This is a genomic window from Escherichia sp. MOD1-EC4550 (genome assembly GCF_963876935.1).
GTDB lineage: Bacteria > Pseudomonadota > Gammaproteobacteria > Enterobacterales > Enterobacteriaceae > Escherichia > Escherichia coli_F.
Map to the genome: position 1 here is coordinate 576,008 of NZ_CAWNSE010000012.1, position 26,226 is coordinate 602,233.

A 26,226-nucleotide genomic window follows, 5' to 3' on the forward strand; every position below is an offset into this window, starting at 1 on the left:
ATAATTAGCGGATTCATCTCACAAGTCACCCAGTAACGTTCAGAGAGCGTTTTCAGATGTCTATTTATAAAATCCCTCTTCCGCTGAATATTTTAGAAGCTGCACAGGAACGTATTACCTGGACACTTAACACCTTGCCCCGTGTTTGCGTTTCTTTTTCGGGGGGTAAAGATTCCGGATTAATGCTGCATCTTACCGCCGAACTTGCCAGAAAATTAGGAAAAAAAATCTGCGTTTTGTTTATCGACTGGGAAGCACAGTTCTCTTGTACCATCGACTATGTACAGTCGTTACGCGAGTTGTATACCGACGTTATTGAAGAGTTTTACTGGGTAGCACTCCCACTCAAGACGCAAAATTCCCTTTCACAATACCAACCAGAATGGCAGTGCTGGGAATCTGATGTCGAATGGGTGCGTCAGCCCCCGCAAGAAGCGATAACCGATCCTGACTTTTTCTCCTTTTACCAGCCAGGCATGACCTTCGAACAATTTGTACGTGAGTTTGCCGAATGGTTTTCACAAAAACGTCCGGCGGCGATGATGATCGGCATCCGTGCGGATGAGTCCTACAACCGTTTTGTCGCCATCGCCAGTTTAAGTAAACAACGTTTTGCCGATGATAAGCCCTGGACCACAGCCGCACCAGGCGGTCACAGCTGGTACATTTACCCCATCTACGACTGGAAAGTAGCTGATATCTGGACCTGGTATGCTAATCATAAATCCCTATGTAACCCATTGTATAATATCATGTATCAGGCAGGCGTTCCCCTGCGTCATATGCGAATTTGCGAACCTTTTGGCCCGGAGCAACGGCAAGGATTATGGCTCTATCACGTTATCGAACCGGATCGCTGGGCTGCTATGTGCGCACGAGTTAGCGGGGTAAAAAGTGGCGGCATTTACGCCGGACATGACAATCATTTTTATGGTCATCGGAAAATCCTCAAACCAGAGCATTTAGACTGGCAAGAGTATGCATTATTGCTGCTTGATAGCATGCCGGAGAAAACGGCTGAGCATTACCGCAACAAAATTGCCATTTACTTGCATTGGTATCAGAAAAAAGGTGTCGAGGTGCCACAGACCCAGCACGGGGACATTGGCGCGAAAGATATCCCCTCCTGGCGGCGAATTTGCAAGGTGTTACTGAATAACGATTACTGGTGTCGGGCATTATCATTTAGCCCAACCAAAGCGAAGAATTATCAGCGTTATAACGAACGGATAAAAGTAAAACGTCAGGAGTGGGGAATACTATGCAACAACAATTAACGCAGGATTTAACCCAATTTCTCGCCAGCTTGCCGGAAGACGATCGCATCAAAGCGATTAACGAAATCCGCCTGGCGATCCATCAGGTTAGCCCCTTTCGTGAAGAGCCAGTAGATTGTGTTCTGTGGGTTAAAAACAGCCAACTTATGCCAAATGATTACAACCCAAACAATGTGGCACCGCCCGAGAAAAAACTGTTACAAAAATCCATTGAGATAGATGGTTTTACCCAACCTATTGTGGTCACGCACACAGATAAAAATGCTCTGGAAATCGTGGATGGCTTTCACCGTCATGAAATTGGTAAAGGCTCTAACACGTTAAAAATGCGATTAAAAGGATATTTACCGGTCACCTGTCTGGAAGGAACACGTAACGAACGCATCGCCGCGACTATTCGTCATAACCGCGCTCGTGGACGCCACCAAATCACAGCCATGTCAGAAATCGTTCGTGAACTCAGCCAGTTAGGATGGGACGACAATAAAATCGGCAAAGAGCTGGGTATGGACAGCGACGAAGTGTTGCGCCTGAAACAAATTAACGGCCTGCAAGAGTTATTTGCTGACCGTCAATATTCCCGCGCCTGGACAGTAAAATAATTACAGCTGGCGCAGGCGTTCAGCTGCCGCCAGCAACGTCGATTCCTTCTTGGCAAAACAGAGACGAATGAGCTTATGGGGGAAGGGATCGGCGCAAAATACCGACAGCGGGATCGCCGCCACGCCATGCTCCCGCGTCAGCCTCTGGCAAAACTCAACGTCATCCAGCGAAGAAACCGCGCTGTAATCCACCAGCAAAAAGTAAGTGCCTTCGCACGGTAAAATCTCCAGCCGACTCTCACTTAAGGCGTTCACCAGAATATCGCGCTTCTGGCGATAAAAGTCCGGTAACGCAAGATAGTGTTCAGGTTCTGCTCGCAGCATATCGGCAAGGGCCAGCTGCGCCGGGGTATTCACCGAAAAAGTCAGATACTGATGCACTTTGCGGATCTCGGCGCTGATGGGCGCAGGCGCAACGCAATAGCCCACTTTCCAGCCGGTCATATGATAGGTCTTGCCAAACGATGACACCGCCACCGCCCGCTCACGCAGTTGCGGATGCGCCAGCACACTGGCATGGCCCTGCTGTGAAAAGTTGATATGCTCGTAAACTTCATCGCTAATGACAAAAATCTCGTGCCCGGCAATTGCCTGCCACAAAGCGGAAAAATCAGTCTGCTGCCAGACAGTAGCACTGGGGTTATGCGGGGTGTTAAGGATCACCAGTCGGGTGCGCTCGCTTAACAATGCGGCAAATTCCTGCCAGTCCACGCGAAAATGCGGTGGTTGCAGTGCAATACGTTTCACTATTCCACCCGCAAGCGTGATGGCGGGGGCGTAACTGTCATAGCTGGGATCAAAGCAAATCACTTCATCGCCATTGCGCACCAATGCAGTAATCGCTGCGTACAGCGCTTCCGTCGCCCCTGCTGTTACGGTGATATCGCTGTCGGCATCTGGTTGATAGCCATACAGCCGTTCCGTTTTCTGAACAATCGCCTCGCGTAATGCCTGCACGCCGGTCATGGGTGCGTATTGGTTTGCTCCGTGGGCAACGTGGTACGCCAGCCGTTCCTGCAAATAGCGCGGACCATCAAAATCAGGAAAGCCTTGTGACAGGTTAATCGCCTGGTGTTGCTGCGCCAGTGCGCTCATCTGGGTGAAAATAGTGGTGCCAAGTTGTGGAAGTTTGCTTTGTGGAATCAGAGGGTTATTTGTCATTTTTATTGTGCCTGACAAAGTTGCGTGTTGAAGCCACTATAACACGATGCTAGTATTTGGCAATCAAGACGTTTAGATGTCTAAATAAAACAATAAGGACAACACAACATGCCTCACAATCCTATCCGCGTCGTCGTTGGCCCTGCTAACTACTTTTCTCATCCCGGCAGTCTCAATCACCTGCATGATTTTTTCACTGATGAACAACTTTCTCGCGCAGTGTGGATCTACGGTGAACGTGCACTTGCCGCGGCGCAAACCAAACTTCCATCGGCGTTTGAACTGCCAGGAGCAAAGCATATTTTGTTTCGCGGTCATTGCAGTGAAAGCAATGTGCAACAACTGGCGGCTGAGTCCGGTGACGATCGCAGCGTGGTGATTGGCGTCGGCGGCGGCGCACTGCTCGACACCGCGAAAGCCCTCGCCCGCCGTCTCGGTCTGCCGTTTGTTGCCGTTCCAACGATTGCCGCTACCTGCGCTGCCTGGACACCACTCTCTGTCTGGTACAACGATGCCGGACAGGCGCTACATTATGAGATTTTTGACGACGCCAATTTTATGGTGCTGGTGGAACCGGAGATAATCCTCAATGCGCCGCAAGAATATCTGCTGGCAGGAATCGGTGACACGCTGGCGAAATGGTATGAAGCGGTGGTGCTGGCTCCTCAGCCAGAAACGCTGCCGCTAACCGTACGGCTGGGAATCAATAATGCGCAGGTCATTCGCGACGTCTTGTTAAACAGTAGCGAACAGGCGCTTGCCGATCAGCAAAATCAGCAGTTAACGCAATCATTTTGCGATGTGGTCGATGCGATTATCGCCGGAGGCGGAATGGTCGGTGGTCTGGGCGATCGTTTTACTCGCGTTGCAGCAGCCCATGCCGTACATAACGGTCTGACCGTTTTGCCACAAACCGAGAAATTTCTCCACGGCACCAAAGTCGCTTACGGTATTCTGGTACAAAGCGCCTTGCTGGGTCAGGATGATGTGCTGGCGCAATTAACCGGGGCGTATCAGCGTTTTCATCTGCCGACCACGCTGGCGGAGCTGGAAGTGGATATCAATAATCAGGTGGAGATCGACAAAATGATTGCCCACACCCTACGTCCGGCGGAATCCATTCATTATCTGCCAGTCACGCTGACACCAGATACCTTGCGTGCAGCGTTCGAAAAAGTGGAATCGTTTAAAGCCTGACGTACAAATTTAGCAGCAGCGCGCGCCACCTTTTCCACCGTAGCGCGCGTCCTGCCGCTCCCGGAAAAACTCCTCGTAGGTCATCGGCGTTTGATCGGGATGGTTAACCCGCATATGTTCGACATAGTTGTCGTAATCAGGCATACCAATCATCAGCTTCGCCGCCTGACCTAAATATTTTCCGGCTTTTGCCAGTGAATCAAACATCAATACCTCCGGTAATCAGATTGTTGAGAGAGTGCATTAATAGCTATTAACGCACTCGGTCAGTCCCTCGCCCCACCGGTCTGAGGGTTAGGGTGAGGGGGAACCCTCGGCACTATGCCAACATTCCCCCTCACACTGACTTTAGTGCGCGCCTTTCGCCTGCGCCACGATCTCCTCGACATTTTCCGGCATTGGCTCATACGGCGTTTCTTTCGCCGTTGGCTTCGGCTCTTTCAATGCTGCCAGTGCCGTCTTAATCGAGAACAGCGCCAGAACCACCACGACCACCATAAAGAAGATGGTTAACCCGGCATCCAGACGGTTGTTGAACACCAGTTGCGCCAGTTGTGACTCAGTATACTGCGACGGAATATTGCCGCTGTCGATCATTGCCTGGAACTTGTTAGCAATCGCCAGGAAACCGACTTTCGCATCCGGGCTAAACGTTTTCTGCCAGCCTGCGGTCAGGGTACAAATCAGCAGCCAGGCCGTTGGTACCAGCGCCACCCAGGCGTAACGTTGACGTTTCATCTTGAACAACACCACGGCACAGAGCATCAGCGCCATCCCTGCCAGCATCTGGTTGGCAATACCAAACAGCGGCCACAGAGTGTTAATACCGCCCAGCGGATCGACCACACCCTGATGCAGAAAGTAACCCCACGCCAGCACGCACAGCGCCGTTGCCAGCAGGTTAGCAGGCAGTGAATCGGTCCGTTTCAGGCCCGGAGAAACCACGCCCAGCAGATCCTGCAACATAAAGCGCGCAGCACGCGTACCCGCATCCACCGCCGTCAGAATAAACAGTGCTTCAAACAGAATGGCGAAGTGATACCAGAACGCCACATCCATCATGCCACCCAGCGCGCCGTGCAGAATGTAGGCCATCCCCACCGCCAGGGTCGGCGCACCGCCCGCACGGGAAATGATCGACTGTTCACCCACTTCGCTGGCAATCTGATTTAACGTATCTGGCGTAATGCTAAAGCCCCAGCTACTCACTACCTGCGCAGCAGATGCCACTACATCCGCCGTCCCCGCCGGAGCCAGCACCGCCATCGGGCTGTTCATCGCGAAGTACACGCCCGGATCGATGATACAGGCAGAAACCAGTGCCATAATCGCCACGAAGGATTCCATCAACATCCCGCCGTAGCCGATAAAGCACGCCTGACCTTCGTTCGCCAGCATCTTCGGTGTGGTGCCGGAAGAGATCAGCGCATGGAAGCCAGAAACTGCGCCACAGGCGATAGTAATAAACAGGAACGGGAACAGATTACCGGTCCATACCGGGCCAGTGCCATCTACAAACTTGGTCAGCGCAGGCATGGTCAGCGTCGGACGCATAATCAAAATGCCTACCGCCAGACCGACGATAGTCCCGATTTTCAGGAAGGTAGAGAGGTAGTCACGCGGAGCCAGCAGCAACCACACCGGCAGAACCGCCGCCACAAAACCGTAACCCACCAGCATCCAGGTCAGCTGCACGCCGGTAAAGTCAAAGTACGGTGCCAAGGTCGGGCTTTCTGCCACCCAGCCGCCAGAGATAATGGCGAAAATAAGGAATACCAGGCCAATCACCGACACTTCCCCAATGCGGCCCGGACGCAGATAGCGCAGGTAAATCCCCATGAACAGCGCCAGCGGAATGGTGAACGCAACGGTATACGTTCCCCACGGGCTATGAGTCAGGGCTTTCACCACGATCATCGCCAGTACTGCAAGGATAATGACCATGATCATAAAGCAGGCCACCAGCGCAATCACCCCGGCGGTTGGCCCCATCTCTTCTTTAACCAGCTCGCCCAGCGAGCGACCGTCACGGCGCGTGGAAACAAACAGCACCATGAAATCCTGCACCGCACCGGCGAGAACCACCCCGGCAAGTAGCCAGATCATCCCCGGCAGGTAGCCCATTTGCGCCGCCAGTACCGGCCCCACCAACGGGCCTGCTCCGGCAATAGCCGCAAAATGGTGACCGAACAGCACTTTCTTGTCCGTCGGCACATAGTCCAGCCCGTCGTTATGGCGCACCGCTGGCGTCATACGCGTCGGGTCAACCGCCAATACATTTTTGGCAATATAAAGACCATAAAAACGGTAAGCGATCAGATAGATACAGACCGACGCCACCACAATCCACAGCGCGTTGATCTGTTCCCCACGATTTAAAGCAATGTATCCCAGAGCAAATGCTCCCATTACAGAGAGCACTGTCCAGACGAGGTATTTCCCTGATTTGTTCATAGTTGTTATCCGTGTGCGTGTCCATAGAGATGTTACATTTTGTTTCTATAACATCTTTGTGCAATTTAACAACACGGCAACCATGTAAATCGGAGTTGAAACCAATATTTAACTTAGCAATGTTAACTTGATCACTTCGTTAACTGAGTTTTCCTGCAATTTCATTTAATTCTGTCGGGTTCATCCCAAAACCGCCGTACCCAGCCGACAAGTACAGCAACGCCGCCCCTGTTCATCGAAAACAACGATTTCCCAGCTCTGATTTTGCCGCCCAAGATGCAGCGGCTGGCAGATGCCGCGTACCTTTCCCTCAGACACCGGGCGATGATGTGTGGCGTTAAGCTCCGTGCCCACCACGCACTGTCCGTCGCGAGTCATCATAAATCCGGCCATCGATCCCAGGGTTTCCGCCAGCGCCGCCGACGCGCCGCCATGCAGCAGGCCAAACGGCTGATGAGTACGAGTATCAACCGGCATTTCGGCTTCCAGCACATCATCGCCCAGACGGGTATACACAATTCCAAGATGCGCCACCATTGTGTTATCGCTGGTGGCGTTCAGTTCGTCGAGCGTTAAATGGCGTTTCCAGATCATGCTTATGCCCCCAGTGTTGAGCCGCCATCTACCACAATATCCTGTAGGGTGATATGGCTTGCGAGGTCAGAGGCGAGGAACAAAATCGTGTTGGCGATCTCTTGTGGACGGGCGATTTTCCCCAGCGGAATACCGAGTTTAAACTGCTCGCCAAAGCCGCGAATACGCTGCTCTTCGGCGTCATCACTCACCCACAGCGTGCGTTGCATATCGGTGTCGGTGGACCCCGGGGAAACCACATTACAGCGCACACCGCTACCCGCCAGTTCCAGCCCGACGCTCAACGCCAGGCTTTTCAGCGCCGCTTTCGACGCACCGTAAGCACTCATACCAATACGCGGCGTGTGTGCAGCGTCGGACGCCACAGTAACAATCGCCCCGCCCCGCTGACGGCGAAACTGGTTCATGGTCTGCTGGAACAAGTTAAATGCGCCACCGACGTTGACCGCAAAAGTCTGCTGCCAGTCCTCCTTGCTGAGCTGATCGGTCGCGCCCATGCGCAAAATTCCCGCCGCATTGACCAGCACGTCCAGTCGCTCCGTTTGCGCTAACAGTCGCTGACACACTTGCGCCACCTGCGCAGCGTCGGCTACATCCATTACTTCGGTCGCAAAGGGATATTGCTCCAGAGTGAACGCTTGATCAAAACCTGTAACTTTCGCTCCGGCCTCAACAAATGCCAGCGCCGTGGCGTAGCCAATACCTTTCCCCGCGCCGGTTACCCAGACATTTTTGCCGCTGAAATCCATCATTTCACCTCGCGGGAGAGTAGCTTCCACCAGGCATCGATGGTCGGATTTTTCGCCAGCATGACAAAATCGATATCGCCATGCACTTTGCGCCAGCGCGCCGCCAGCGCCATCATGCGCACCGAATCCAGACCGTAATCAATTAGGTTGTCGTCATCGAACGGTTCATCGGACTCGTCCAGCAACGGCAGGATCACCTCTCGCAGCGCCGCTTTAGTTGAAGGGATCGGTGCAGGTAATAGTTCTTCGGTCATCACCACCCGGCCAGAGCGCCCGGCTACATATTTCAGCGACATCAAATGCTCGTCACGACTGAAATCGGCCAGCGCATCCGCCACCATAAACGGTTTAATATCGCGCATAAATGCGTCGGTTGCGGTGGTCATACAGCCAATGTGGGCGTACACCCCGGTAATAATCAGCTGGTTACGTCCACTCTCTTTGAGCATTTGCTCCAGCGGAGAACGATGAAACGCGCTGTAACGCCACTTCACCAGCACCGTGTCGTCGGCATCTGGCGTCAGGCGATCCACCACCTTTTGCTGTTCCGGCGAACGGGTCAGGCCCGGCCCCCACATATCATTCAACAGCGCCCGATCTTCATCGCTCTGCTCTTTCGGCTGGGCGGTGTAATAAACCGGGATATTGTGCTGTTTGCAGTAGTCGCGTAGTGCCGCAATATTCGCGATCACCTGCTCCATCATCGGGCAGTTCTCGCCCCAGAAGCTAACAAAATAGTCCTGCATATCATGGATTAACAACGCGGCACGTTGCGGCTCAAAGGCCCAGTTGACTTTATTGTGCGGAATATCGTGAGACTCCGGCAGTGCGTAAGCCTGTAATTTTGGAATAGCCATCGTGTTCTCTCCTTCAGGCTGATGCGCGTGACGCCAGCCACTGACGTAATTGTTTTTTATCGACTTTCCCGACCGCCGTCAGCGGAAGTGAATCTACACACTCCACGCGATCCGGTAATTTAAATTCGGCAATACCCTGTTCACGCAGGAAACGACGCACCTGTACCGCACGCAGTGGTTCTTTTACCACCAGATAAGCACAGCTTTTTTCGCCCATCAGCTCATCTTCCATACTCACCAGGGCGGCGTAGATCACCGCCGGATGGCGCAGCAACAGGTTTTCGATCTCTTCGGCAGCGATCTTCTCGCCGCCACGGTTGATCTGATCTTTCTCGCGCCCCTGCACGGTGATGTACCCCTCTGGATCAATAGAGATCAGATCGCCGGAACAGTAAAAACCGTTGGCATCAAAGGCGCTGGCATTGTGCTGTGGACTTTTGTAATAGCCGCGGAAGGTGTACGGCCCGCGCGTCATCAGGCGTCCAACTTCCCCTTGCGGCAGTGGATTTCCGTCAGCATCGGCAACCCACACTTCATCATCCGGACACATTGGATAGCCCTGGGTATGGATAATTTTTTCCGCGCTATCATCAAGACGGGTGTAGTTCACCAGCCCTTCCGCCATGCCGAATACCTGCTGTAACTGGCAGCCAATCTCTGCGGGAATACGCGCCGCAAGCGTGGCAGAAAGACGTGCGCCACCGACCTGTAACAGTTTCAGCGAGGCAAGCTGCGCCCGGCTTTCGCCTTCAGCCAGTGCCTGCAACCACAGGCTGACTGCTGGCGGCACCAGCGCGGTGACGTTCACCTGATGTTTTTCAATCAATGGGAAACAAAGCGTGGCGCTGGGGTCGGCAGCCAGAACGACCGTGCCGCCAGCGAGAAATACCCCCAACGATCCCGGCGAACTCATGGCGTAGTTATGAGCCGCCGGGATCGCGCACAGGTAGCGCGTCTGTTGCGTGAACTGACAAATCTCGACGCTACGACGCACGCTGTAGTAGTAGTCGTTATGAGTGCGCGGGATCAGTTTCGGTGTGCCGGTGGTGCCGCCGGAAAGCTGGAAATAGGCCACTTCATCAGCAGGAGATGGCGTGGCAGTAAAATCCTCAGCCGGATGGTTAATCGCATCCTGCAAGTTATGCTCACCGCTGTCGTTCAGCAGTTGCACCACGCGAATGGAAGAATGCTCTGCAACAAATGTGTTGAGGAAATCATCCCCGCTAAATAGCGCATGTTGGCGATCGGCAATCAGTAACACCGGTTTAATCTGGCTGGCGTATGCGTTCATTTCACTACGCTGATGACTGAACAGCGCCAGCACCGGTGCAACGCCCAGTTTTAACAGCGCAAAAAAGGTAATATACAATTCAGCGACGTTACCCAGTTGTACCAGTGCGGTTTCACCGGGTTTAATGCCCTGACGACGCAAGCTACAGGCGAGATTATCCGCCGCCTGATTCAGTTCCCGGTAACTCAACTGACGCTCGCCGTCGATGACCGCGATGCTGTCGCTTGCGGCATGACGGGTCAGAATGTCGGTCAGCGGCAAATCCTGCCAGTAGCCTTTTTCCCGATAGCGACGGGCAAACTCTTCCGGCCAGCGGGTGAATGGAATGCTCATCCTCGCTCCTTAATGCAATCCAAAAACGTTCAACATGGTAGAAAGTTTGACGCCCGTTTCGCGCCATTCACCCAACGGTGAGGACGCAGGCACAATCCCCGCTCCGGCAAACAGACGCACCTGATTTTCCCGCAGCTTCGCGCAGCGGATGGTCACCACCCACTCGCCGTTACCTTCGCTGTCACACCAACCGACAATGCCGCCAAACAGTTCGCGGTCGAACGGTTCCAGCTCAGCAATCACCTGGGTCGCGGCCTGATGCGGGAAACCGCTCAGCGCGGGGGTCGGATGCAGCAGACAGGCCAGAGTCAATGCGTTTTCTTGCGAATTCGCTTTGCCTTCAAAGGGTGTTGCGAGATGCCACAGCGTCGGCGTGGTGATCAATTGTGGGGAGGATGGAACGTGTAACTCACTACTGCGTTCGCGCAGTACCTCTTTCATCGCCTGAGTGACAAGTTCATGTTCATGGCGATCTTTTTCTGACGCCAGCAGACGATTACCCGCTTCGCGATCAAGCACGTCATCCGGCTGACGACGCGCGGAACCGGCTAACGGAATCGAGCTAAAACGCTCGCCGTCTTTACGCAGCAGCAGTTCCGGGCTGGCTCCCAGCAGGACGCCACCATCAGCTAACGGCACATGGAAGTTGTAACTAACCGGGTTTTGCGCAATCAACCGTTCCAGCAATACGCCACTATCAATGGCGGCGTCAGTGGTGATATCAATCAACCGTGACAACACCACTTTGTCGACTTGCGGCGTGGCGGTAAGTGCGGCGGCGCGGGCAACCATCTGTTCAAACGTAGTTTGTTCCGGAATTGCCTGACGTTCCACCACGTTCAGCGACTGGCTGCGGGTGAAACGGCGGGCTGAAGTCTGTTTTTCCTGCCGGGAGAACGACTGCCAGGATTCGGGAATATACAGCGACGAAGGCTGACGTGGATCGAAGGGAATCGCCCCAACCATCACCGGATTTTTAATGCCCTGCGCTTTGGCATCGGTAAACAGCGCGGCGAGTTTTTGCTGGAAGGGACTGTCGGGCGAATCCCCGTTCACAGCCGGTTCATCGAAGCGGGCGAAACATCCTGACGTCGTAAAACTGCGGTACGGCGACATAAAGAAAAAGCGATTGGGCGCAAGTGTTGCCATGGTCTGCTGTACTTCCTCAGCCAGTGACGTATCCATATCATCCTCCACAAAATGATAAAGGCTTTAATAATGATTATCATTTATATTTTCGGTCGCTAACCTAAAAGCAAACGAGCACTATGTCAACTCTTGAGGTAACGCAATCTGCAAGTCGGGGTTGCATCTGCTTGTGGTTACAATGAAAATGAGAAGCATTAACTTCATTAATAACAGGAAGCTGATTTGTGAGACTCGCCCCGCTCTACCGCAACGCCCTTCTTTTAACCGGACTTTTGCTTTCAGGAATATCCGCAGTTCAGGCTGCCGACTGGCCGCGTCAGATTACTGACAGTCGTGGTACTCATACCCTGGAAAGCCAGCCGCAGCGTATTGTTTCCACCAGCGTCACCCTGACCGGCTCACTGCTGGCGATTGATGCACCAGTGATCGCCAGCGGCGCGACCACGCCGAATAACCGCGTAGCGGATGACCAGGGTTTTTTACGCCAGTGGAGCAAGGTAGCGAAAGAACGCAAACTGCAACGTCTCTATATCGGCGAACCGAACGCCGAAGCAGTAGCGGCACAAATGCCAGATCTGATTTTAATTAGCGCGACCGGCGGCGATTCAGCGCTGGCGCTATACGATCAGCTTTCCACTATCGCACCAACGTTAATCATCAATTACGACGATAAAAGCTGGCAGTCGCTGTTAACGCAACTTGGCGAAATTACCGGGCATGAGAAACAAGCGGCAGAGCGGATTGCACAGTTTGATAAGCAACTGACGGCGGCGAAAGAGCAAATCAAATTACCGCCGCAGCCGGTCACTGCCATTGTCTATACCGCCGCCGCGCACAGTGCCAATCTCTGGACAGCTGAATCAGCACAAGGGCAGATGCTGGAACAACTCGGCTTTACGCTGGCCAGGTTACCCGCAGGCTTAAACGCCAGCCAAAGCCAGGGCAAACGCCATGACATCATTCAGCTTGGTGGGGAAAATCTGGCGGCAGGGTTAAATGGCGAGTCGCTATTCCTGTTCGCCGGTGATCAGAAAGACGCCGATGCGATTTATGCCAATCCACTGCTCGCGCACCTGCCTGCTGTACAAAACAAGCAGGTTTATGCGCTGGGAACCGAGACGTTCCGACTGGATTACTACAGCGCCATGCAAGTGCTGGATCGGCTTAAGGCGCTGTTCTAAGCATTAACTGTCAGACGCTGTCACCTGCGGCGGCGTCTGGCGAAAACGACGCAACTCTACCAGTACCAGCAACAACAACACGCCGATAATCAACAAACCAAAACCACTCGCGCTTGCGGAGGCCACCGGCGTCATCATCGCTCCCAGACCGCCCAACAGCGCTGCGCCTATAGCATCGCCCGTCACGTTTTGTGCCGTCCACAAACCGTTAATCCGCCCTAACATCGCTTCCGGGGTTTGCGTTTGCAGCATTGTGTATTGCAGCAACGAACTAACCGCGCTCAACCAGCCGAACAGCGCCAGACAAACCACGCCTAAAATCCACATCGGCATCAGGCCAAACAAACCAATGGCGAGGAACGATCCCAGCGTGGAGAGCAGCATCAATAACCCTGGTCGCGCGCTATGTGCCAGCTTCCCGCTGGTTAACGCGCCAATAGCTGCACCGAGCGGGATCGCCGCATAGAGAAAACCAATCTGTGCCGCCGACATCTGCCAGTTGTCAGCCAGCGCCGGATACAGTACCCGTACCGCGCTCGCCATCGTCAATAATCCCCCCAGCAACGCAATCCCTCCCACCAGCGGGCTGGCGAGCAGAAAACGAAATCCTGCCAGTAATGATTTCAACGGATGCTCACGCGGTTGCGGTGGCGGAGGTAGCGCCGGAAGGCTTAACAATGGCAGCAAGGTAATAAACGTGCCCGCCGCCGCCAGCCCGTAGTTCCAGGCCACACCGCCAGTCGCCAGCAATAAACCGCCAATCATAGGCGAAATCACCGACCCCAGACGCACGGTCAACATGGTGATAGCCCCGGCCTGCATTAAGTTTTCACGCCCTACCAGTGCAGGTGTCGCCGCCAGTAGCGCCGTAACGCCAAGCGATGCGAAAAAACCATCCCATAATCCGAGTAAATAGATTGCCAGCAAAGACGGCTCCGGCAGTAACGCGTTCAGGCACAGACCAATGAAGCCAATGCCACAGGTGCCACGCGCCAGCAAAATCACTTTTTTGCGCTCATAGCGATCCGCCAGCACACCGCCGACCATCAAGCCGACAAACATCGCCCCGCCGGTCAGCGTCACCGAAAGCCCCACCTGCCAGGTAGAATGCGTCATCATCTGGATCTGCACCGGCACCGCGACGCCGAGCAAACCCAGAGAAACAATAGAGATAAAACGAGCGAGGAATACTGCGCGAAACGCCGGGTGCGTTTTCAACAGGCTGAGGTTAAGCAGCCAGGATTGTTTATTCATTACAATGCCTTGCCATCAAATATTTTAAATACCTATTCTTAGGCTGCACATGCTAACATATCCAAATAAGATCGATAACGATAATTAATTTCATTATCATGGAAGTTCGTATGTCTGGTTCTGTTGCCGTGACACGCGCCATTGCCGTGCCCGGATTGCTGTTATTACTGATTATCGCGACGGCATTAAGCCTGCTCATTGGAGCAAAATCACTCCCCGCTTCCGTAGTGCTGGAGGCCCTCTCCGGCACCTGCCAGAGCGCCGACTGCACCATCGTGCTCGACGCGCGACTGCCGCGTACCCTTGCCGGTTTACTGGCAGGCGGCGCGCTTGGCCTTGCCGGGGCGTTAATGCAAACCCTCACCCGAAACCCACTTGCCGACCCCGGCTTGCTTGGCGTGAACGCCGGAGCCAGCTTTGCCATTGTGCTGGGCGCGGCGCTGTTTGGTTACTCATCCGCGCAGGAACAACTGGCGATGGCCTTCGCCGGTGCGCTGGTGGCCTCGTTGATTGTTGCCTTTACTGGCAGCCAGGGCGGTGGGCAGTTAAGTCCGGTGCGTTTAACTCTGGCGGGCGTGGCGCTGGCGGCAGTGCTGGAAGGGCTGACCAGCGGAATCGCCCTGCTTAATCCCGACGTCTACGATCAACTGCGTTTCTGGCAAGCCGGTTCGCTGGATATTCGTAATTTACACACCTTAAAAGTGGTGCTGATCCCTGTGGTGATCGCCGGAGCAACTGCGCTATTACTGAGCCGCGCACTGAACAGTTTAAGCCTCGGCAGTGACACCGCGACGGCGCTGGGCAGTCGCGTAGCACGCACGCAGTTGATTGGCCTACTGGCGATTACCGTGCTTTGTGGTAGTGCGACGGCGGTAGTTGGCCCGATTGCTTTTATTGGCCTGATGATGCCGCACATGGCACGTTGGTTGGTTGGAGCCGATCATCGCTGGTCGCTGCCCGTCACGCTGCTCGCCACACCTGCCCTGCTGCTGTTTGCCGATATTATCGGGCGGGTGATTGTTCCCGGCGAACTGCGCGTTTCTGTAGTCAGTGCCTTTATTGGCGCACCAGTGCTGATCTTCCTTGTACGACGTAAAACGCGAGGTGGCGCATGATTTACGTCTCTCGTCGATTAATTATCACCTGTCTGCTGTTGCTAATAGCTTGTGTGATGGCAAGCGTGTGGGGATTACGCAGCGGTGCCGTCACGCTGGAAACCTCTCAGGTATTTGCCGCGCTGATGGGTGACGCACCGCGCAGTATGACAATGGTGGTCACCGAATGGCGTTTACCGCGGGTACTAATGGCACTGTTGATTGGTGCGGCACTGGGCGTCAGCGGCGCGATTTTTCAGTCGTTGATGCGTAACCCACTCGGCAGCCCTGACGTAATGGGCTTTAACACCGGAGCGTGGAGCGGCGTGCTGGTGGCGATGGTGCTGTTTGGTCAGGACCTGACGGCTATCGCGCTGGCAGCAATGGCGGGCGGCATTATCACTTCGCTGCTGGTCTGGCTGCTTGCCTGGCGTAACGGTATCGACACCTTTCGGTTGATTATTATCGGCATCGGCGTTCGCGCCATGCTGGTGGCCTTTAATACCTGGCTGTTGCTGAAAGCGTCTTTAGAAACGGCGTTAACAGCGGGTTTGTGGAATGCAGGATCGCTCAATGGCCTGACGTGGGCAAAAACCTCGCCTTCCGCGCCCATCATCATATTGATGCTAATTGCCGCCGCCTTGCTGGTAAGGCGGATGCGCTTGTTGGAGATGGGCGATGACACCGCGTGTGCGTTAGGCGTCAGCGTCGAACGTTCGCGGCTATTAATGATGCTTGTGGCAGTAGTGCTTACCGCTGCGGCAACGGCGCTTGCCGGGCCGATTTCCTTTATTGCTTTAGTCGCACCACACATTGCCCGCCGTATCAGCGGCACCGCTCGCTGGGGTCTAACCCAGGCAGCGCTGTGCGGTGCGCTGTTACTGCTGGCAGCCGATCTCTGTGCTCAACAACTGTTTATGCCGTATCAACTTCCGGTTGGCGTCGTTACCGTCAGCCTCGGCGGTATTTACCTTATCGTCTTGTTAATTCAGGAGTCTCGCAAAAAATGACCGAATCAGTAGCCCGTTTGCGCGGCGAACAGTTAACCCTCGGATATGGCAAATATACCGTTGCGGAAAATCTGACTGTAGAAATTCCTGATGGTCACTTCACGGCAATTATCGGGCCAAATGGCTGCGGTAAATCCACGTTACTGCGTACCTTAAGCCGCCTGATGACGCCTGCTCACGGGCATGTCTGGCTGGATGGCGAGCACATTCAACATTACGCCAGTAAAGAGGTCGCACGCCGGATTGGTTTACTGGCGCAAAACGCCACCACGCCGGGAGATATCACCGTGCAGGAGTTAGTAGCGCGCGGGCGTTACCCGCATCAACCGCTGTTTACCCGCTGGCGTAAAGAAGATGAAGAAGCGGTAACGAAAGCGATGCAGGCCACAGGAATAACTCATCTGGCAAATCAAAGCGTTGATACCCTCTCCGGTGGGCAACGCCAGCGAGCATGGATAGCAATGGTGCTGGCCCAGGAAACGGCAATTATGCTACTCGACGAACCCACCACCTGGCTGGATATCAGTCATCAGATTGATTTGCTGGAATTGTTAAGCGAACTGAACCGCGAGAAAGGCTATACCCTGGCGGCGGTACTGCACGATCTTAATCAGGCCTGTCGGTACGCTAGCCATTTGATTGCATTACGTGAAGGGAAAATTGTCGCTCAAGGAGCACCAAAAGAGATAGTCACTGCTGAACTGATTGAGCATATTTATGGTTTGCGTTGCATGATCATTGACGATCCGGTAGCCGGAACTCCGCTTGTGGTGCCGCTCGGACGAACGGCACCTTCAACCGCGAAGATTTAAACTAAGTGGTCTGCCATCATGGCATCCTGTTTTCTGGATGCCATGGCATGGCGCAACAGCACGCTACCACAAGCCACCATACCGCCGATCAACGCAGAAAGGATCACGATAATCGCCTTACCCGGACCATCTTTTTTTACCGGTAATGACGGACGCAACTGATATTTAAACGGCGTAAAATTCACATCGTTGACATTTGTTTTTGTTAATTGCTCGACGAGATACTGACGATTACGTAATTCACCATTCAGCTCCGCAACGTCAGTGACCGCTTTTTCAATTTCCAGTTTACGTTCAATACCGTCTGCGCCGAGAGAAATAGAAAAGTCGGGGTCATCTTTAACTGCCTGACCATTGCTATAAACGGGCTTTTTAATTCCTGCCGCGTTGGCAATGTCGAGTGAATAATTGAGGCGCTGAATGTTTGCATCAAGTTGGTTTTTCGTTTTAATGCGATCCTGAGCCAGTTTTTCTTTTTCAAACTGGGTTTTGATTTCCAGTTTATTACGGACGTTTTCTAGCGACTCTTTCACCACCAACGCAGAGATATAATCGATATACCCGCTCAAAACGGTCTGCGCCTCTTCACTGGTTGGCGCGGTGAAACTTAGCGTCCAGGAGGCATACAGTGACGGTTCATCTTTTTTCTTACTGGCATTGTCATCAACCGCTTTCATTTTTTCGCTCAATGCGACGATAGCGCGATGCAAATCCAGTTCGTCGATTTTCGCCTCTTTTAATTGGTCCATCACATAAGGTGATGAGCGCAGGTACTCTTCCAGTAAGCTAACCGACTGAAACTTCTTGATAAACAGGTTAAATGCTTCTGTACGATCAATTTTGATATCCAGATCCAGCACACGAAGCTTAGTGAATGTTTTCTCAAGCGCCTGCCACTGAACAGGTTCTGGAGGCGTGACAACCGCCGCGCTGGTCCATTTTTGCGGCAGGATGAAAGAGATCAGTAAACCTGCGCAGGCAAACGCAAAAACGACCGCCATGACCGTTTTTTTTGCTCGCCATAAAACGCCGATTAGATTAAGTAAATCAATTTCATTATTACTGGGCGACGCCAGAGGATACTCGGGAAAATGAGCGTCACTTCCCTGTTTAATATTCATTGATGACATGGGGTATAACCTGAAAATGAGTCCAATAGGGGGAAATCTCCACGGCGCTCACTTTACCAGTTGGTGAGAATTATCCGAAGCTGAAGTTTGTAAATTCCTCTCACTGAATGCAACATTCACTCTATTTCAGAGAAATATCCGTTAAATTGATAAATTAAATAAATAATAAACCCATAATCATTTATTGTAATTATGGGTTTATAGATAATATAAATTTACTTATTTAGCGCTGCACGAATAATTGGCCCTATTTTTTCAAACGCCATCGGCGAGATAATATCCACATGTGCGCAATCCTGACGATAGATATCCAGCTCCGCAATCCATGGTGCCCAGGCCCGTTCGGGAGTCATCCCCTCCTGAAGCGTGCGTTCGGCAACAAACAGCGTCGCTTTTCCATCAAACGGAACACTATGGGCAGTGGTCAACAAGCGCACTGCATCAGCGTAGTTGCCTTCAATGGTGGTAAACAGCTCCGTTGAAGTATTTCCCTGCTGTGCCGCCAGGAAAGCTTCACGTTCGCGGTTAATCTCCGCCAACACTTCCGGGTCCAGACCATTAGCTTCTTTTTCCTGCCAGTTCTGCGTTTCTGGCGGCCAGGTATCCAGCAAGCCAAGAAATGCCACCTGTTCGCCACGCGCACGCAGCCGTGCCGCAATCCCCTGCGCCAGCGTACCGCCCAGCGAATACCCCAGCAGGTAATAAGGGCCGTGCGGTTGTTGTTCAAGTAACGTTGCCAGATGCGCTTCGCAGACTTCATCCAGGTTTGCCGCCGTCTGCATGGGGCCATGAGGGCGCGGAGACTGGATGCCAATAATCGACCATTGAGGATCGAGATAACGCGAGAGCACGCTAAACTGCCAGGCAAAACCAGATGCTGGATGGAAACAAAACAGCGTCGGGCCATTACCTTCACGCAACGGCAGGATGGTTTCAAATCCCATGCGCTGGGTGCTGTCTTCTTCACCATCAATAACCGTTGCCAGTTTGGCAACGGTTGACGCGACCATCACCTGCCCCGGCGTCACCTGACGGGCAAACTGTCGACTGAGTTGTGCTGCCAGTTTCATTGCCAGTAGCGAATGACCGCCAAGCGCGAAGAAATCAGCGTCAGCATCCTGCACGTCACAACCCAGCAATGACGAGAACGCCGCGGCGATCATCGTTTCACTGCCCACTTTCGGCGCACGCCCCGGCACTTGTGCCTTCAGTTCCGGCAACGGTAAGGCTTTGCGATCCAGCTTACCGTTGGCGCTAAGTGGTAACTGTGGCAGTTGCAGCAGAACCACGGGCACCATATGCGGAGGCAATTTTTCGCGCAGCTGCGCCTGCAATGCGCTGGTATCCAGCGGCAGGCCCGATTGCGACACCAGATAGCCCACCAGTTGACGCGCATCCCCCCCGGTGGCTGCCGCCTGATTAATCACACAAGCGTGGGTAACTGCTTGCTCGACATCCGGCAGCGCCTGCATCACACGATCGATTTCGCCCAGTTCAATCCGCTGACCACGAATTTTTAGCTGATCATCACTACGCCCAAGATACTCCACCGCGCCGTTATCCAGCCAGCGGGCAACATCTCCGGTACGGTACATGCGTTCACCTGGCGCGAAAGGATCGGCAATAAAGCGGCTGGCTGTCAGATCGGGTCGTCCAAGATACCCCTGCGCCAGTTGAATACCGGTGAGATAGAGATCGCCTGCCACACCCGGCGGCACCGGATGCATCATCGCATCGAGAATGCGCAGGCCCGTGTTCCACACCGGGTAGCCAATCGGAACACTGCTGCCGCGTACCGCTGCAAGTTCAGCACCAAAGGCTGGATACCAGCTCACATCCACCGCTGCTTCCGTCGGGCCATAAAGATTATGTAACGGCGCGCCGGTTAACTGCTGCCATTCGCGACATAAATCGGCTGGTAAGGCTTCTCCGCTACAGAAAACCTGTTTCAACGTCGCGCAACTCTGGCGAGCGGTTTCCGGCGTCAACGAAGCAACAAACGCCGCCAGCATCGACGGCACAAAATGCGTGGTCGTTACGCCATATTCAGCAAAGAATTGCTGCATAGCGAGCGGATCGCGGTGCGCTTCCGGTTCAGCCATCACCAGTTTCGCCCCAGCAATAAACGGCCAGAAAAACTCCCACACCGAGACATCAAAACTGCACGGCGTTTTTTGGGCAACGACATCTTCGCCTGTGAGCGGGTAGTGATTTTGCATCCATAACAGGCGGTTAACGATAGCCGTCTGCCCGACCATCACCCCTTTCGGCCTGCCGGTGGAACCGGAGGTAAAGATGATATAAGCCGTGTGGCGCGGTTGTGAAAGTTGCAGCGGCGCACTGCCCTGCGGTGTAAGCGGGGCGTTATAGCAAAGACTGGTTAAATTGGGGATATCGCTAAAGCGCGGCAGTTGATCATCGGTGGTGATTAACAGTGACGGACGCGCATCTTCCAGCATCATTTTCAGGCGATCGTCCGGATAGCCCGTATCCAGCGGTAGCCAGGCCGCACCTGCTTCAACTATCGCATGTAGCGCCATAGTCAAAAAGACCGAGCGCGGTAGTGCCACCGCTACGCTGTCGCCAGGTTTAACGCCGCGCTCACGCAGCAGATTCGCCAGCGCCACCACCTGCTCGCGCATTTCCCGATAACTGAACTGGTAACGCACATCTGCCAGTGCCGGAGCATCCGGCGTTTTTGCCGCCTGTTCTGCCACCAGCGCGCTCAGTGTGGTTTCTGGAATCTCAACCTGAGTGGCGTTGATCTGCGCCAGCTGTGCATACTCTTCTGGCAGCATAATATCGACATCGCCGCACAACCGCGCCGGATCCGCGGCAAACTGCGCCGTTAGCATTTTCAGCCGTTCAGCATGCTTGATTAACGTTGGCTCATCGTAACGCTGTTTATTGGCGAGGATCTCAATACTCAAATCACCGTTTTCATCCGGGAAAAGGGCCAGTTCAAGGTCATTAACCGGACCGGTTGCCAGGGTATGGGTTTGCGCCTGTACCCCCGGAATATCTAACTGATAATCAAATACTTTAATATTGAGCACCGGACCGAACAGCGGTTCCTCTCCCGCCGCGCGCCCGCTGTCACGGACAATTTGTTCGGCATCGTAACGTTGATGACGACGCATTTTTTTCAGTTGTGCCGCTAGTCGTGCTGCCAGTTGCGGCAATGTTTCTTGTGCCTCAATGTGAATACCCAACGGCAACACGTTGAGCACGGGTCCGGTAGCCGTCAGCGCCGCTGAGCCCAGTCGACGCATAAAGATAAATCCGGCGGCGTAGTCCATGCGGTTGCACAATCGCCCCAGCCACAAAGCCGCCAGCGCAAGGGCTATATCGGTACGTTGTACACCTGAAAGTTGCGTAGCCAACTGGCGGAATTCCCCGTCGTTAAATTCCAGTTTCAGACGCAAAATATCTGCCGAGGCGCTGCGCCCTGGTAAAGGGGCCGGAGAAAGTGACGCGGGCGGTGGTAGTTGACGACGCTGTTCCGCCCAGAATGCCGCATCACGCTGCCAGGCTTCGCTTTCGCGGTACTGCTGGTACTCTTCCACTACATCAGCGAAAGGCGTAAACGGCGAAGCAGGCGTTGGTTCGCCACACCCCCATGCACAGTAAATGTTGGCGATCTGGCGGGTAATGACCGGGAAACTGAAGCCATCGACCAGCAAATGGTGGTAACGCTGATACCAGTACCAGCGGCTATCTGCCACCTGTATCAGTTGATGAAAAACCAGAGGTTTACCGCTATCGACGCGCAGATCTTGTTGCAAATCCGCCTGCATTAATGCCTGCGCAGTACCGTGCGGATCAATGTTGGTTCGCAAATCGATAATTTCTGGCAGTTCGAACGTCAGCGCATCATCGACCCATTGCCAGACTTCGCCGTTATCTTCCGTAAAACGCATCCGCAGCGTATCTGCTTGCGCTAATCCGGCAACCACCGCGCGAGCCAGTAATGGCGCATCAACATCTCCGGTTAACTCAACGTAATGCGCCACGCTCCAGGCGGAGGGTAAATCCGACAGTTTTTCTGCCATCCAGATGCCGGGCTGTGCGGCAACTAAAGGTAAATGCTGGCTCATTGCACCTCCTGCTGCTGGATGAAATTCGCCGGTGTCAGAGTACGCCAGTGGGCGTCCAGCCACTGCTGGCAGGACGCCTGTGACTGCGGCTGACACACAACATCCCAGCCTGCCGGTAAGGCGCACTGTTGCGGCCACAGACTGAATTGCCCCTGCGCATTGCGTAAAATGTAAAACACGCCCTGCGGATCATCGAAGGGATTACTGAATGCCATATTCAACTCCTGTCATGGAAAAGTGGTTGCCAGAGGTCGATTAGCCCCTGCATCAAGCCACCGCGCCAACAAAGCGCATCATGTCCGCCGTCAACCTGACGCCAGAAAATGGATTCTTTTAGGGGGACTAATTGCGCATACAGCGCCTGATTGGCCCGCATGATCATCGGCTCGCGAATACCCGCTTCCAGCACAATGCGCAGACCTTCGGCGCTAACTTCACCAGCTTTGAGCTGTTCAAGTAACACGCCCTCTTGCTGCCCGCCCCGATGCGGCCACCAGTACGATCCCGACTGGCTTAATACACAGCCAAAGCGTTCAGGCCAGTGCAGTCCGGCATACAGCGCGGAAAGTCCACCAAAACTCTGCCCTGCGACCACGGTGCGATCGGCGTGATCGCTAAAGGGGGCGATAGTTTTCACCTGGGGTAATAACTCTTGCTGTACTGCCAGCCAGAAATCCGCATTACACGGCAGTTCGTGGGCACGTTGCGTGGTGTCGATAGCGTCGATCAACACGTACACGGCGGGAGGAAGTTGCTGACGATGGGTCAACGAAGTCAGCACAGGCCAGACGGGCATACTCTGCGCCCAAAATTCGCCATCAAGTAAAACTGCCAGCGGACGTTCTTCTGCTGTTGCATCGCCGGTGGTAAAAATCCATACACGGCGTGAATTTTTCAACCGTTCACTTTTCCAGATAATTTCTTTGGCAGGCGTTTCTGGCGCTTGCGGACAATCCCATCCTGGTTGCAGGGGCGCTTGCGGCATTTCGAGTGCAGAAACAGCGTGCCCTCGCCCGCCTTTCCAGCTTTGTGGATTTAGCGGATCGGCTATCGCCTGGGGTAATAGTTTTCGCCAGCCTTCGCGCAATTCGAGGCGATCAGGTGATGGTGCAGAAAAAATGTCATCACGTTCGGTAGGAATAAAACAGTAGCTGCCGCGCCAGTTGGCATTGAGTTGTGTCGTCCACTGCCAGACATCGGTCCCTGCAATTCGCTGCATCGACTGGGGCTGGCTGTTCTGATGGTGATCGGTCACGCCAGTGATATAGACCCATACGCGCTTTATCGTCGAGTGGTCTTCAGAACCTTGTGGATCACGCCACCAGAAAGTGACCTGATACATTTCGTCATTCAGACGCTGACATTCCGGGCCATGTTTCGACTGCCACCAGCTCTCACTTCCTACTTTTAACGCCGTCACACCATAACCCCATGTTTACTGTGCAATTTTTCATTGATTGCAGAAATATATTGATAATATTATTGATAACTATTTGCATTTGCAATAGCGTAATGGCGCGCCGTGGGAAGCGCGGACATTAATTAACCAACTGCACTGCGTGTCTTTCAGGATCAAAGGTTTTCGCGGTAGCGGGATGCGTCGTGTTGATGACGACCATGCCCGACAGTTGCAATTCGTGGCAAAAATGCAGGAATAAAACAATGAACAAGAAGATTCATTCCCTGGCCTTGTTGGTCAATCTGGGGATTTATGGGGTAGCACAGGCACAAGAGCCAACCGATACTCCTGTTTCACATGACGATACTATTGTCGTTACCGCCGCCGAGCAGAACTTGCAGGCGCCTGGCGTTTCGACCATCACCGCAGATGAAATCCGCAAAAACCCGGTTGCCCGCGATGTATCGGAGATCATTCGTACCATGCCTGGCGTTAACCTGACCGGTAACTCCACCAGTGGTCAGCGTGGTAATAACCGCCAGATTGATATTCGCGGCATGGGTCCGGAAAACACGCTGATTTTGATTGACGGTAAGCCTGTCAGCAGCCGTAACTCGGTGCGTCAGGGCTGGCGTGGCGAGCGTGATACCCGTGGTGATACCTCCTGGGTGCCGCCTGAAATGATTGAACGTATTGAAGTTCTGCGTGGTCCGGCAGCTGCGCGTTATGGCAACGGCGCGGCGGGCGGCGTGGTTAACATCATTACCAAAAAAGGCAGCGGCGAGTGGCACGGCTCCTGGGATGCTTATTTCAATGCGCCAGAGCATAAAGAGGAAGGTGCCACCAAACGCACCAATTTCAGCTTGACCGGTCCGCTGGGCGACGAATTCAGCTTCCGTTTATATGGCAACCTCGACAAAACTCAGGCTGATGCGTGGGATATTAACCAGGGCCATCAGTCAGCGCGTGCCGGAACGTATGCCACGACGTTACCAGCCGGGCGCGAAGGGGTGATCAACAAAGATATCAATGGCGTGGTGCGTTGGGACTTCGCCCCTATGCAATCACTCGAACTTGAAGCGGGCTACAGCCGCCAGGGTAACCTGTATGCAGGTGATACCCAAAACACCAACTCCGATTCCTATACGCGCTCGAAATATGGCGATGAAACCAACCGCCTGTATCGCCAGAACTACTCGCTGACCTGGAACGGTGGCTGGGATAACGGCGTGACCACCAGCAACTGGGTGCAGTACGAACACACCCGTAACTCGCGTATTCCGGAAGGCCTGGCGGGCGGCACCGAAGGGAAATTTAACGAAAAAGCGACACAAGATTTCGTCGATATCGATCTTGATGACGTGATGTTGCACAGCGAAGTTAACCTGCCGATTGATTTCCTCGTTAACCAGACGCTGACGCTGGGGACTGAGTGGAATCAGCAGCGGATGAAGGACTTAAGTTCCAACACCCAGGCGCTGACCGGAACGAATACCGGCGGTGCTATTGATGGTGTGAGTGCCACCGACCGTAGCCCATATTCAAAGGCAGAAATTTTCTCGCTATTTGCCGAAAACAACATGGAGCTGACTGACAGCACCATCGTAACGCCGGGGCTGCGTTTCGATCATCACAGCATTGTCGGCAATAACTGGAGTCCGGCGCTGAATATATCGCAAGGTTTAGGCGATGACTTCACGCTGAAAATGGGCATCGCCCGTGCTTATAAAGCGCCGAGCCTGTACCAGACTAACCCGAACTACATTCTCTACAGTAAAGGTCAGGGCTGCTATGCCAGCGCGGGCGGCTGCTATTTGCAAGGTAATGATGACCTGAAAGCGGAAACCAGCATCAACAAAGAGATTGGTCTGGAGTTCAAACGCGACGGCTGGCTGGCGGGTGTCACCTGGTTCCGTAACGATTATCGCAATAAGATTGAAGCGGGCTATGTGGCTGTAGGGCAAAACGCAGTCGGCACCGATCTCTATCAGTGGGATAACGTGCCGAAAGCGGTGGTTGAAGGTCTGGAAGGATCGTTAAATGTGCCGGTTAGCGAAACGGTGATGTGGACCAATAACATCACTTATATGCTGAAGAGTGAAAACAAAACTACGGGCGACCGTTTATCGATCATCCCGGAATATACGTTGAACTCAACGCTGAGCTGGCAGGCACGGGAAGATTTGTCGATGCAAACGACCTTCACCTGGTACGGCAAGCAGCAGCCGAAGAAGTACAACTATAAAGGCCAGCCAGCGGTTGGACCGGAAACCAAAGAAATTAGCCCTTACAGCATTGTTGGCCTGAGCGCGACCTGGGATGTGACGAAGAATGTCAGTCTGACCGGCGGCGTGGACAACCTGTTCGACAAGCGTTTGTGGCGTGCGGGTAATGCCCAGACCACGGGCGATTTGGCAGGAGCCAACTATATCGCGGGTGCCGGCGCGTATACCTATAACGAGCCGGGACGTACGTGGTATATGAGCGTAAACACTCACTTCTGATGCTAACGTCAGATTGTTGACAAAGTGCGCGTCGTTCATGCCGGATGCGGCGTGAACGCCTTATCCGGCCTACAAAAATCT

At 53.7% G+C, this 26,226-nt stretch carries 21 protein-coding genes; 8 read left to right on the top strand and 13 right to left on the bottom strand.

Annotated features, from left to right (window positions below):
• Nucleotides 1-56 precede the first annotated feature (56 nt).
• Complete coding sequence (locus AACU19_RS10115) at nt 57-1,277, top strand: phosphoadenosine phosphosulfate reductase (protein WP_032183599.1); 1,221 nt, start codon at nt 57-59, stop codon at nt 1,275-1,277.
• Entirely contained in the window at nt 1,250-1,879 is a 630-nt protein-coding gene (locus tag AACU19_RS10120; RefSeq protein WP_000528558.1) for an IbrB-like domain-containing protein, read from the top strand. The genes AACU19_RS10115 and AACU19_RS10120 overlap by 28 nt, the downstream gene beginning before the upstream one ends.
• Here the strand turns inward: AACU19_RS10120 and ybdL are convergent, their stop codons facing one another.
• On the bottom strand, nt 1,880-3,040 hold the full coding sequence (ybdL, locus tag AACU19_RS10125) for a methionine-oxo-acid transaminase (protein WP_105278180.1): 1,161 nt from the start codon (nt 3,038-3,040) through the stop codon (nt 1,880-1,882).
• 108 nt (nt 3,041-3,148) lie between these two features.
• Between ybdL and hcxA the strand changes: the two genes are divergently transcribed.
• On the top strand, nt 3,149-4,237 hold the full coding sequence (hcxA, locus tag AACU19_RS10130) for a hydroxycarboxylate dehydrogenase HcxA (protein ID WP_105278181.1): 1,089 nt from the start codon (nt 3,149-3,151) through the stop codon (nt 4,235-4,237).
• Nucleotides 4,238-4,246: 9 nt separating this feature from the next.
• Here the strand turns inward: hcxA and AACU19_RS10135 are convergent, their stop codons facing one another.
• The 7 genes from AACU19_RS10135 to entC all read right to left on the bottom strand — a co-directional run bounded on the left by AACU19_RS10135 (nt 4,247) and on the right by entC (nt 11,700).
• A complete protein-coding gene (locus AACU19_RS10135; protein ID WP_000460431.1) occupies nt 4,247-4,444 on the bottom strand; it encodes a YbdD/YjiX family protein in 198 nt (65 codons plus the stop codon).
• Nucleotides 4,445-4,585: 141 nt separating this feature from the next.
• Nucleotides 4,586-6,691, bottom strand: a complete 2,106-nt coding sequence (cstA, locus tag AACU19_RS10140; protein WP_105278182.1) for a pyruvate/proton symporter CstA — start codon at nt 6,689-6,691, stop codon at nt 4,586-4,588.
• Nucleotides 6,692-6,871: 180 nt separating this feature from the next.
• Nucleotides 6,872-7,285: a proofreading thioesterase EntH gene (gene entH, locus AACU19_RS10145; RefSeq protein ID WP_000637946.1), complete on the bottom strand. Its 414-nt coding sequence runs from the start codon at nt 7,283-7,285 to the stop codon at nt 6,872-6,874.
• 2 nt (nt 7,286-7,287) lie between these two features.
• Complete coding sequence (entA, locus tag AACU19_RS10150) at nt 7,288-8,034, bottom strand: 2,3-dihydro-2,3-dihydroxybenzoate dehydrogenase EntA (protein ID WP_000347644.1); 747 nt, start codon at nt 8,032-8,034, stop codon at nt 7,288-7,290.
• The gene (gene entB, locus AACU19_RS10155; RefSeq protein WP_001007114.1) at nt 8,034-8,891 is read right to left on the bottom strand and encodes an enterobactin biosynthesis bifunctional isochorismatase/aryl carrier protein EntB; all 858 of its coding nucleotides are present in this window, start codon (nt 8,889-8,891) and stop codon (nt 8,034-8,036) included. The genes entA and entB overlap by 1 nt, the downstream gene beginning before the upstream one ends.
• A gap of 13 nt (nt 8,892-8,904) precedes the next feature.
• A complete protein-coding gene (gene entE, locus AACU19_RS10160; protein WP_000026822.1) occupies nt 8,905-10,515 on the bottom strand; it encodes a (2,3-dihydroxybenzoyl)adenylate synthase EntE in 1,611 nt (536 codons plus the stop codon).
• A 9-nt stretch (nt 10,516-10,524) separates the two neighbouring features.
• Entirely contained in the window at nt 10,525-11,700 is a 1,176-nt protein-coding gene (gene entC, locus AACU19_RS10165) for an isochorismate synthase EntC (protein WP_024212089.1), read from the bottom strand.
• Between the two features lie 188 nt (nt 11,701-11,888).
• On the opposite strand from entC, the gene fepB reads away from it, so the two are divergent.
• Nucleotides 11,889-12,845 (top strand): Fe2+-enterobactin ABC transporter substrate-binding protein, encoded by a 957-nt coding sequence (fepB, locus tag AACU19_RS10170; protein ID WP_001234337.1) that lies wholly within the window; start codon nt 11,889-11,891, stop codon nt 12,843-12,845.
• 3 nt (nt 12,846-12,848) lie between these two features.
• On the opposite strand, the gene entS is transcribed toward fepB, so the two are convergent.
• Nucleotides 12,849-14,099 (bottom strand): enterobactin transporter EntS, encoded by a 1,251-nt coding sequence (gene entS, locus AACU19_RS10175; RefSeq protein WP_001041789.1) that lies wholly within the window; start codon nt 14,097-14,099, stop codon nt 12,849-12,851.
• A 110-nt stretch (nt 14,100-14,209) separates the two neighbouring features.
• On the opposite strand from entS, the gene fepD reads away from it, so the two are divergent.
• From fepD to fepC, 3 genes are read left to right on the top strand one after another with little or no spacing between them, the layout of a single operon-like run.
• Entirely contained in the window at nt 14,210-15,214 is a 1,005-nt protein-coding gene (fepD, locus tag AACU19_RS10180) for a Fe(3+)-siderophore ABC transporter permease (protein WP_024212090.1), read from the top strand.
• Nucleotides 15,211-16,203 (top strand): iron-enterobactin ABC transporter permease, encoded by a 993-nt coding sequence (gene fepG / locus AACU19_RS10185; RefSeq protein ID WP_000640941.1) that lies wholly within the window; start codon nt 15,211-15,213, stop codon nt 16,201-16,203. The genes fepD and fepG overlap by 4 nt, the downstream gene beginning before the upstream one ends.
• Nucleotides 16,200-17,015: an iron-enterobactin ABC transporter ATP-binding protein gene (gene fepC, locus AACU19_RS10190; protein WP_000140649.1), complete on the top strand. Its 816-nt coding sequence runs from the start codon at nt 16,200-16,202 to the stop codon at nt 17,013-17,015. The genes fepG and fepC overlap by 4 nt, the downstream gene beginning before the upstream one ends.
• Here fepC and wzz(fepE) read toward each other — a convergent pair.
• The 4 genes from wzz(fepE) to fes all read right to left on the bottom strand — a co-directional run bounded on the left by wzz(fepE) (nt 17,012) and on the right by fes (nt 23,662).
• The gene (wzz(fepE), locus tag AACU19_RS10195; protein WP_105278183.1) at nt 17,012-18,145 is read right to left on the bottom strand and encodes an LPS O-antigen length regulator Wzz(fepE); all 1,134 of its coding nucleotides are present in this window, start codon (nt 18,143-18,145) and stop codon (nt 17,012-17,014) included. The genes fepC and wzz(fepE) overlap by 4 nt on opposite strands.
• Before the next feature lie 215 nt (nt 18,146-18,360).
• The gene (entF, locus tag AACU19_RS10200; RefSeq protein ID WP_105278184.1) at nt 18,361-22,242 is read right to left on the bottom strand and encodes an enterobactin non-ribosomal peptide synthetase EntF; all 3,882 of its coding nucleotides are present in this window, start codon (nt 22,240-22,242) and stop codon (nt 18,361-18,363) included.
• Nucleotides 22,239-22,457 carry an MbtH family protein gene (locus AACU19_RS10205; protein WP_105278185.1) on the bottom strand — a complete coding sequence of 73 codons (219 nt, stop codon included), beginning with the start codon at nt 22,455-22,457 and terminating at the stop codon, nt 22,239-22,241. The genes entF and AACU19_RS10205 overlap by 4 nt, the downstream gene beginning before the upstream one ends.
• Nucleotides 22,458-22,459: 2 nt before the next feature.
• A complete protein-coding gene (gene fes, locus AACU19_RS10210; RefSeq protein WP_105278186.1) occupies nt 22,460-23,662 on the bottom strand; it encodes an enterochelin esterase in 1,203 nt (400 codons plus the stop codon).
• A 242-nt stretch (nt 23,663-23,904) separates the two neighbouring features.
• Between fes and fepA the strand changes: the two genes are divergently transcribed.
• The gene (gene fepA, locus AACU19_RS10215) at nt 23,905-26,145 is read left to right on the top strand and encodes a siderophore enterobactin receptor FepA (protein WP_001034928.1); all 2,241 of its coding nucleotides are present in this window, start codon (nt 23,905-23,907) and stop codon (nt 26,143-26,145) included.
• Nucleotides 26,146-26,226: the final 81 nt, after the last annotated feature.

Coding starts and splice junctions, on each gene's coding strand:
- AACU19_RS10115 (WP_032183599.1), top strand. CDS start 57: ATGTCTATTTATAAAATCCCTCTTCCGCTGAATATTTTAGAAGCTGCA.
- ybdL (WP_105278180.1), bottom strand. CDS start 3,040: ATGACAAATAACCCTCTGATTCCACAAAGCAAACTTCCACAACTTGGC.
- hcxA (WP_105278181.1), top strand. CDS start 3,149: ATGCCTCACAATCCTATCCGCGTCGTCGTTGGCCCTGCTAACTACTTT.
- AACU19_RS10135 (WP_000460431.1), bottom strand. CDS start 4,444: ATGTTTGATTCACTGGCAAAAGCCGGAAAATATTTAGGTCAGGCGGCG.
- cstA (WP_105278182.1), bottom strand. CDS start 6,691: ATGAACAAATCAGGGAAATACCTCGTCTGGACAGTGCTCTCTGTAATG.
- entH (WP_000637946.1), bottom strand. CDS start 7,285: ATGATCTGGAAACGCCATTTAACGCTCGACGAACTGAACGCCACCAGC.
- entA (WP_000347644.1), bottom strand. CDS start 8,034: ATGGATTTCAGCGGCAAAAATGTCTGGGTAACCGGCGCGGGGAAAGGT.
- entB (WP_001007114.1), bottom strand. CDS start 8,891: ATGGCTATTCCAAAATTACAGGCTTACGCACTGCCGGAGTCTCACGAT.
- entE (WP_000026822.1), bottom strand. CDS start 10,515: ATGAGCATTCCATTCACCCGCTGGCCGGAAGAGTTTGCCCGTCGCTAT.
- entC (WP_024212089.1), bottom strand. CDS start 11,700: ATGGATACGTCACTGGCTGAGGAAGTACAGCAGACCATGGCAACACTT.
- entS (WP_001041789.1), bottom strand. CDS start 14,099: ATGAATAAACAATCCTGGCTGCTTAACCTCAGCCTGTTGAAAACGCAC.
- fepD (WP_024212090.1), top strand. CDS start 14,210: ATGTCTGGTTCTGTTGCCGTGACACGCGCCATTGCCGTGCCCGGATTG.
- fepG (WP_000640941.1), top strand. CDS start 15,211: ATGATTTACGTCTCTCGTCGATTAATTATCACCTGTCTGCTGTTGCTA.
- fepC (WP_000140649.1), top strand. CDS start 16,200: ATGACCGAATCAGTAGCCCGTTTGCGCGGCGAACAGTTAACCCTCGGA.
- entF (WP_105278184.1), bottom strand. CDS start 22,242: ATGAGCCAGCATTTACCTTTAGTTGCCGCACAGCCCGGCATCTGGATG.
- AACU19_RS10205 (WP_105278185.1), bottom strand. CDS start 22,457: ATGGCATTCAGTAATCCCTTCGATGATCCGCAGGGCGTGTTTTACATT.
- fepA (WP_001034928.1), top strand. CDS start 23,905: ATGAACAAGAAGATTCATTCCCTGGCCTTGTTGGTCAATCTGGGGATT.